We start from the raw sequence: 7,529 nt of genomic DNA on the forward strand, positions 1-7,529 counted from the left end.
TTCGATCCCGTTAACTCCCATTTTAGCGGGTGTAGTTTAGTGGTAAAACTACAGCCTTCCAAGCTGTTGTCGCGAGTTCGATTCTCGTCACCCGCTTTGAACTTTGTTCTTTGTACCAAGTTTTTAACTTGGGCGCGTAGCTCAGGTGGTTAGAGCGCACGCCTGATAAGCGTGAGGTCGGTGGTTCGAGTCCACTCGTGCCCATAGTGTTTAGTCCATTACTAAAGAATTGAAATATTATCTTTTCACTTCACTAAGAGGACACGGGTTTGTTCCCGTATAAACTATTTTGGAGGATTACCCAAGTCCGGCTGAAGGGAACGGTCTTGAAAACCGTCAGGCGTGTAAAAGCGTGCGTGGGTTCGAATCCCACATCCTCCTTTTATATTAACGCGGGATGGAGCAGCTCGGTAGCTCGTCGGGCTCATAACCCGAAGGTCGTAGGTTCAAATCCTGCTCCCGCAATAAGGCTCGGTAGCTCAGTTGGTAGAGCAATGGATTGAAGCTCCATGTGTCGGCGGTTCGATTCCGTCTCGCGCCATTTATATATTTTGGAAGGGTAGCGAAGAGGCTAAACGCGGCGGACTGTAAATCCGCTCCTTCGGGTTCGGGGGTTCGAATCCCTCCCCTTCCATTTTACGGGCATAGTTTAAAGGTAGAACTAAGGTCTCCAAAACCTTCAGTGTGGGTTCAATTCCTACTGCCCGTGTTAATAGAATTATGGCGGGTGTGGTGAAGTGGTTAACACACCAGATTGTGGCTCTGGCATGCGTGGGTTCGATCCCCATCACTCGCCTATTTTATATTATTGGGGTATAGCCAAGCGGTAAGGCAAGGGACTTTGACTCCCTCATGCGTTGGTTCGAATCCAGCTACCCCAGTTACTATTTGCCGGCGTGGCGGAATTGGCAGACGCGCTGGACTCAAAATCCAGTGTCCGCAAGGACGTGCCGGTTCGACCCCGGCCGCCGGTATAGTATAGAGTTAGGAACGTTGTTATTCTTCGTTCCTTTTTTATATTAGTTTTGGTATAATTATAGTTATTCAAATTTTATTTAGATTAAGAAAGTGTAGGATAGTATGTCTCGTTCTATCGATTTATTAAAACATCGGTATCTGAAAAATATTAAAGAAAATCCTGAATTGTTTGTCGGAATTGAGTTGGAGTATCCTGTTGTAAACTTGGAAGGGGATGCTACAAATGTTGAAATTATAAAGGATCTATTTCATTATTTAGTTTCCGCTCTGGATTTCATTGTAGAAAAGGTAGATGATTTTGGCAATCCTATCCAGTTAGTAGATCCGATAAGTCAGGATGCTATTTTATTTGAAGTTTCCTATACAACGATTGAGTTTGCGTTTGGTAAGGCTGAAACGATTCAAGAGGTCGAAAATCGTTTCAATAATTATATGGATGTAATTCAGAGACAATTAGGCGAATCCAATCATGCTATCGTTGGTTGCGGTATTCATCCCAACTGGGATAAAAATGAGAATTGTCCAGTGGCTTATCCACGCTATCAGATGTTGATGGATTATTTGAATTTGAGTAGAAATATTACTAAATCAGATTTACATCATTTCCCTGAATATGGTGCTTTTATCTGTGGGAGTCAGGTCCAGCTGGATGTTTCAAAGTCTAACTACCTACGGGTGATTAATGCTTTTACCCAAATTGAAGCAGTTAAGGCTTATTTATTTGCAAACTCTGAGTTTTCGGGTGCGGATTGGGATACGAAAATTGCAAGGGACATCTTCTGGGAAGAATCGATGCATGGCATCTATCCAGAGAATGTTGGGGTTAATGCTAGACTCTTTGATGATGAGGATGATTTTTTTGACTATCTAGATCATTCTGCAATTTTTACTGCGGAACGTGATGGACAAACCTATTATTTTTATCCGATTCAGGCTAGGGACTATTTGGCTACATCTGAAATCCAAGCATATGCTCTTAATGGGGATGAGATTCTTATTTACCCTCAAGAGAAGGATTTTGAAACTCATCGTAGTTATCAGTACCAAGACTTAACGACTCGAGGAACAGTTGAGTTTCGTAGTGTGTGTACACAGCCACTTGATAGGACTTTTGCTTCTGCAGCCTTTCACTTGGGATTGTTGGTTAATTTAAATAAGTTAGTAGCTTACTTAGAAACAGCACCTTTCTTTAAGAAATTTGGTTGTGATTATAAGTTTTTAAGACGACAATTTTCTAAGAAAAAGCTTACAGATGAGGAAGAAACTACGATTATTGAATTTTCCAAAGACTTACTTCTGTTAGCTGAGGAAGGATTGAAGATGAGAAATAAACAAGAAATGATTTATTTACAGCCTTTGAAAGAAGAATTGGAACTATAATTTCTTTTATAAAGGGAGAATTTTCTGAAAAATCATGATATAATGGAAGAGACTATAGATAAAGGATAGAGAGTAATGACATTAGTTTATCAATCAACGCGTGATGCCAACAATACAGTAACTGCCAGCCAAGCTATTTTGCAAGGTTTGGCGACGGACGGCGGTTTGTTTACACCGCTTACTTATCCAAAGGTAGATTTGGACTTTGACAAATTGAAAGATGCTTCTTATCAGGAAGTTGCTAAGCTTGTTTTGTCAGCATTTTTAGATGACTTTACAGCTGAGGAGTTGGACTACTGTATCAACAATGCTTACGATAGCAAGTTTGATACTCCAGCTATCGCACCATTAGTGAAATTAGACGGCCAATATAATCTGGAGCTTTTCCATGGTTCAACAATTGCCTTTAAGGATATGGCCTTGTCTATTTTGCCATACTTTATGACAACAGCTGCTAAGAAGCATGGCTTGGAGAACAAGATTGTCATCTTAACAGCTACATCTGGTGATACTGGGAAAGCTGCTATGGCAGGGTTTGCGGATGTTCCTGGTACTGAGATTATCGTCTTTTATCCAAAAGATGGTGTCAGCAAGGTACAAGAGTTGCAAATGACCACTCAGACTGGCGACAATACTCATGTTATCGCTATTGATGGTAACTTTGATGATGCCCAAACTAATGTGAAGCATATGTTTAACGATGTGGCTCTTCGTGAGAAGTTGGCAGCCAACAAGTTGCAATTTTCATCTGCTAACTCTATGAATATCGGTCGTTTGGTGCCACAGATTGTTTATTATGTTTATGCCTATGCTCAGTTGGTCAAGACTGGTGAGATCGTGGCTGGTGATGAGATTAACTTCACAGTACCAACAGGAAACTTTGGAAATATCTTGGCTGCCTTTTATGCCAAACAAATCGGTCTTCCAGTTGGTAAATTGATCTGTGCTTCAAATGACAACAATGTTTTGACAGACTTCTTCAAGACACGTGTTTACGACAAGAAGCGTGAGTTTAAGGTAACAACTAGTCCATCTATGGATATTTTGGTATCTTCAAACTTGGAGCGTTTGATTTTCCATCTTTTGGGAAATGACGCTGAAAAGACAGCTGAACTCATGAATGCTTTGAATAGCCAAGGTCAATATGAGTTGACAGACTTTGATACAGAGATTCTTAACCTCTTTGCAGCTGAATATGCGACTGAGGAAGAAACAGCGGCAGAAATCAAGCGTATTTATGAGTCAGATTCTTATATCGAGGATCCTCATACAGCGGTTGCTTCGGCAGTTTATAAGAAATACCAAGCGGCTACTGGCGATGTGACTAAGACAGTGATTGCTTCAACAGCGAGTCCATACAAGTTCCCAGTAGTTGCAGTAGAAGCGGTAACAGGAAAAGCAGGCTTGACTGACTTTGAAGCCTTGGCTCAATTACATGAAATCTCAGGAGTGGCTGTGCCACCTGCAGTTGATGGGCTTGAGATAGCTCCTGTTCGTCATAAGACAACAGTGGCAGCTGCTGATATGCAAGTAGCGGTTGAGGCTTATTTAGGACTTTAAGACAGAGGAAGTAAACTCGGTTGGGAAACCAACTGAGTTTCTTTTCATCAGGAGGAAGGATTGTTTAAGAAAAATAAAGACATTCTTAATATTGCCTTGCCGGCTATGGGCGAAAACTTTTTGCAAATGCTCATGGGGATGGTGGATAGTTATTTGGTTGCTCATTTAGGATTGATTGCCATTTCGGGTGTATCAGTAGCTGGCAATATTATCACGATTTATCAGGCTATTTTCATTGCTCTGGGAGCGGCTATTTCTAGTGTTATTTCAAAAAGTTTGGGGCAGAAGGATCAGTCTAAGTTAGCCTATCATGTGACTGAGGCCTTGAAGATTACCTTATTATTAAGTTTCCTTTTAGGAGCTTTGTCCCTCTTCGCTGGTCAAGAGATGATAGGACTTTTGGGGACGGAGAGGGATGTAGCTGAGAGTGGTGGACTCTACCTATCCTTGGTAGGCGGATCGATTGTTCTCTTAGGTTTAATGACTAGTTTTGGTGCCTTGATTCGTGCAACGCATAATCCACGTTTGCCTCTCTATGTGAGTCTTTTATCCAATGCCTTGAATATTCTTTTTTCAAGTATAGCTATTTTTGTTCTGGATATGGGGATAGCTGGTGTTGCTTGGGGGACAATTCTGTCTCGTTTGGTAGGTCTTGTGATTTTATGGTCGAAATTAAAGTTGCATTTTGAGAAACCGACTTTTGGTTTAGATAAGGAACTATTGACCTTGGCTTTACCAGCAGCTGGAGAGCGGCTTATGATGCGGGCTGGTGATGTCGTTATCATTGCCTTGGTCGTTTCTTTTGGGACAGAGGCCGTGGCTGGAAATGCAATCGGAGAAGTCTTGACCCAGTTTAACTACATGCCTGCCTTTGGCGTTGCTACGGCAACGGTCATGCTGGTAGCTCGAGCAGTTGGAGAGGATAATTGGGAAAGAGTCACTAGTTTGAGCAAACAAACCTTTTGGCTTTCTCTGATTCTCATGTTGCCTTTGACGCTTAGTGTCTATGCCTTAGGAATACCACTGACTCATCTCTATACGACTGATCCTCTAGCGGTGGAGGCTAGTGTTCTAGTGACACTTTTTTCACTACTTGGAACTCCTATGACGATAGGAACAGTCATCTATACAGCAGTCTGGCAGGGTTTGGGTAATGCTCGGCTTCCCTTTTATGCGACAAGTATAGGAATGTGGTGTATCCGCATTGGAACAGGATATCTGATGGGGATTGTGCTTGGTTGGGGCTTGCCCGGTATTTGGGCAGGAACCCTTTTGGATAATGGTTTTCGTTGGTTATTTCTACGTTACCGTTACCAGCGTTATATGAGCTTGAAAGGATAGAAAATGCAAAAAACAGCTTTTATTTGGGATTTAGACGGGACTTTATTGGACTCTTACGAAGCTATTTTATTAGGGATTGAGGAAACTTTTGCTCAGTTTTCTATTCCTTATGATAAGGAGAAGGTGAGAGAGTTTATTCTCAAGTATTCGGTGCAGGATTTGCTTGTGCAGGTAGCAGAAGAGCGAAAGCTAGATGTGGAAGTGCTAAATCAGGTGCGTGCCCAGAGTCTGGCTGAAAAAAATTCCCAGGTAGTTTTGATGCCAGGTGCGCGTGATGTGCTAGCTTGGGCAGAGGAATCAAGAATTCAGCAGTTTGTTTACACTCATAAGGGAGACAATGCTCTTACCATTCTAAGAGACTTGGCTTTGGAATCTTATTTTACAGAGATTATAACCAGTCAGAGTGGCTTTGCGCGCAAGCCTAATCCAGAAGCGGCTAACTATCTGATAGACAAGTATCAGTTGAATCCTGATAATACTTATTATATAGGGGATCGGACTCTGGATGTGGAATTCGCCCAGAATAGTGGGATTCGAAGTATCAACTTTTTAGAGTCAACTTATGAAGGCAATCATAGGATTCAAGGGTTAGCAGATATTACTTATATTTTTGAGAGCAAGTAACGAGAAGATTGTGTCAGTTTTGTGACAGAGACCTAACAAACTATTTCAAGTAACTGAGTTTGTTACAAGGAATAGACAGTTCTATTAAATAGGCCCGAGAGGGCTTTTTTTCTGCTCTTTTTGTGTTATCATAGACAGGTACTCATTTGAAAGGAATTTGAAAGAATGAAGAAAAGAATATTATTAGCCTCAACAGTAGCCTTGTCATTTGCCCCAGTATTGGCAACCCAAGCAGAAGAAGTTCTTTGGACTGCACGTAGTGTAGAGCAAATCCAAAACGATTTGACTAAAACGGACAACAAAACAAGTTATACCGTTCAGTATGGTGATACTTTGAGCACCATTGCAGAAGCCTTGGGTGTAGATGTCACAGTTCTTGCGAATTTGAATAAAATAACTAATATGGATCTGATTTTCCCAGAAACTGTTTTGACAACAACTGTCAATGAAGCAGAAGAGGTAACGGAAGTTGAAATCCAAACTCCTCAAGCAGACTCTAGTGAAGAAGTGACAACTGCGACAGCAGATTTGACAACCAATCAAGTGACCGTTGATGATCAAACTGTTCAAGTTGCAGATCTTTCTCAACCAATTTCAGAAGCTCCCAAAGCAGTAGAAACTACAAGTACAAAAGAAGTAGCAACAAGTTCAGAAGTTACAGAGACAGTGACTGCTGCAGAAGAAGTGACAACATCTACAGAGACTTCTGTATCAGAGGAGCAAACAGCCGAAACAAGCAGTGCAGTTGCAGAAGCAGTTTCTCAGGCAACGATTCCAACTGAGAAGCACGAAACACAAGCAAACACTCAAGCTGAATCAGCAGTGGAAGCAACTACAACGCCAGTAGAAGAAAAAGCAATCGAAACAACTGCAACAAGTTTAGAAGTAAAAGAAGTAGCATCATCAAGTGAAGCTACAGCAACAGTTTCTACTTATCAACCAGAAGAGACGAAGATAGTTTCAACAACTTACGTGGCTCCAGCTGCGACCGATTATGCTGGACTGGCAGTAGCGAAATCTGAAAATGCTGGCCTCCAACCACAAACAGCTGCCTTTAAAGGAGAAATTGCCAACTTGTTTGGTATCACATCTTTTAGTGGTTACCGTCCAGGAGACAGTGGAGATCACGGAAAAGGTTTGGCTATCGACTTTATGGTACAAGAAAGCTCAGAACTAGGGGATAAGATTGCGGAGTACGCTATTCAAAACATGGCCAGCCGTGGAATTAGTTACATTATTTGGAAACAACGTTTCTATGCTCCATTCGATAGCAAATATGGACCAGCTAACACTTGGAACCCAATGCCAGACCGTGGTAGCGTGACAGAAAACCACTATGACCACGTTCACGTTTCAATGAATGGATAAATCAGACTTTGTAATATCATTTTGGCGAATGAGATCTAGCTTTCGTGATAGGAAGTAAGTCTCGTTCGTTTTTTTCTTTGTCAGACTCTTCGAAAATCTCTTCAAACCACGTCAGCGTCGCCTTACCGTATATATGTTACTGACTTCGTCAGTTCTATCTACAACCTCAAAGCAGTGCTTTGAGCAACCTACGGCTAGCTTCCTAGTTTGCTCTTTGATTTTCATTGAGTATAACGATAGTCCTATCATATCACTCAAAATGACTTTCGTCTAATATG

The 7,529-nt window shown here is 41.5% G+C and carries 5 protein-coding genes and 10 tRNA genes; all 15 read left to right on the top strand.

Annotation, left to right across the window (positions count from 1 at the left end; all coding sequences use genetic code 11):
* Positions 1 to 25 precede the first annotated feature (25 nt).
* The 15 genes from HT721_RS10365 to HT721_RS10435 all read left to right on the top strand — a co-directional run bounded on the left by HT721_RS10365 (position 26) and on the right by HT721_RS10435 (position 7,251).
* Positions 26 to 96, top strand: a tRNA-Gly gene (locus tag HT721_RS10365).
* A gap of 34 nt (positions 97 to 130) precedes the next feature.
* A tRNA-Ile gene (locus HT721_RS10370) sits at positions 131 to 204 on the top strand.
* Positions 205 to 291: 87 nt separating this feature from the next.
* A tRNA-Ser gene (locus HT721_RS10375) sits at positions 292 to 381 on the top strand.
* Between the two features lie 10 nt (positions 382 to 391).
* Positions 392 to 465: transfer RNA gene (locus tag HT721_RS10380), tRNA-Met, on the top strand.
* Between the two features lie 3 nt (positions 466 to 468).
* Positions 469 to 541: transfer RNA gene (locus HT721_RS10385), tRNA-Phe, on the top strand.
* A gap of 12 nt (positions 542 to 553) precedes the next feature.
* Positions 554 to 634 (top strand) — tRNA-Tyr (locus HT721_RS10390).
* Positions 635 to 638: 4 nt separating this feature from the next.
* Positions 639 to 709: transfer RNA gene (locus tag HT721_RS10395), tRNA-Trp, on the top strand.
* Between the two features lie 14 nt (positions 710 to 723).
* A tRNA-His gene (locus HT721_RS10400) sits at positions 724 to 796 on the top strand.
* A gap of 13 nt (positions 797 to 809) precedes the next feature.
* Positions 810 to 881: transfer RNA gene (locus tag HT721_RS10405), tRNA-Gln, on the top strand.
* A 9-nt stretch (positions 882 to 890) separates the two neighbouring features.
* Positions 891 to 974 (top strand) — tRNA-Leu (locus HT721_RS10410).
* 106 nt (positions 975 to 1,080) lie between these two features.
* The gene (locus HT721_RS10415; RefSeq protein ID WP_173229776.1) at positions 1,081 to 2,358 is read left to right on the top strand and encodes a gamma-glutamylcysteine synthetase; all 1,278 of its coding nucleotides are present in this window, start codon (positions 1,081 to 1,083) and stop codon (positions 2,356 to 2,358) included.
* Positions 2,359 to 2,433: 75 nt separating this feature from the next.
* Positions 2,434 to 3,918: a threonine synthase gene (thrC, locus tag HT721_RS10420; protein WP_173229778.1), complete on the top strand. Its 1,485-nt coding sequence runs from the start codon at positions 2,434 to 2,436 to the stop codon at positions 3,916 to 3,918.
* Positions 3,919 to 3,978: 60 nt separating this feature from the next.
* Positions 3,979 to 5,259, top strand: coding sequence for an MATE family efflux transporter (locus HT721_RS10425; protein WP_173214445.1), 1,281 nt, complete (start codon positions 3,979 to 3,981; stop codon positions 5,257 to 5,259).
* A 3-nt stretch (positions 5,260 to 5,262) separates the two neighbouring features.
* Entirely contained in the window at positions 5,263 to 5,883 is a 621-nt protein-coding gene (locus HT721_RS10430) for an HAD family hydrolase (protein WP_173214447.1), read from the top strand.
* A 165-nt stretch (positions 5,884 to 6,048) separates the two neighbouring features.
* Positions 6,049 to 7,251, top strand: coding sequence for a LysM domain-containing protein (locus tag HT721_RS10435; RefSeq protein ID WP_173214449.1), 1,203 nt, complete (start codon positions 6,049 to 6,051; stop codon positions 7,249 to 7,251).
* Positions 7,252 to 7,529: the final 278 nt, after the last annotated feature.

It is taken from the genome of Streptococcus sp. 4094 (assembly GCF_013277125.1).
Classification (GTDB): domain Bacteria; phylum Bacillota; class Bacilli; order Lactobacillales; family Streptococcaceae; genus Streptococcus.

Coding starts and splice junctions, on each gene's coding strand:
- HT721_RS10430 (WP_173214447.1), top strand. CDS start 5,263: ATGCAAAAAACAGCTTTTATTTGGGATTTAGACGGGACTTTATTGGAC.
- HT721_RS10415 (WP_173229776.1), top strand. CDS start 1,081: ATGTCTCGTTCTATCGATTTATTAAAACATCGGTATCTGAAAAATATT.
- thrC (WP_173229778.1), top strand. CDS start 2,434: ATGACATTAGTTTATCAATCAACGCGTGATGCCAACAATACAGTAACT.
- HT721_RS10435 (WP_173214449.1), top strand. CDS start 6,049: ATGAAGAAAAGAATATTATTAGCCTCAACAGTAGCCTTGTCATTTGCC.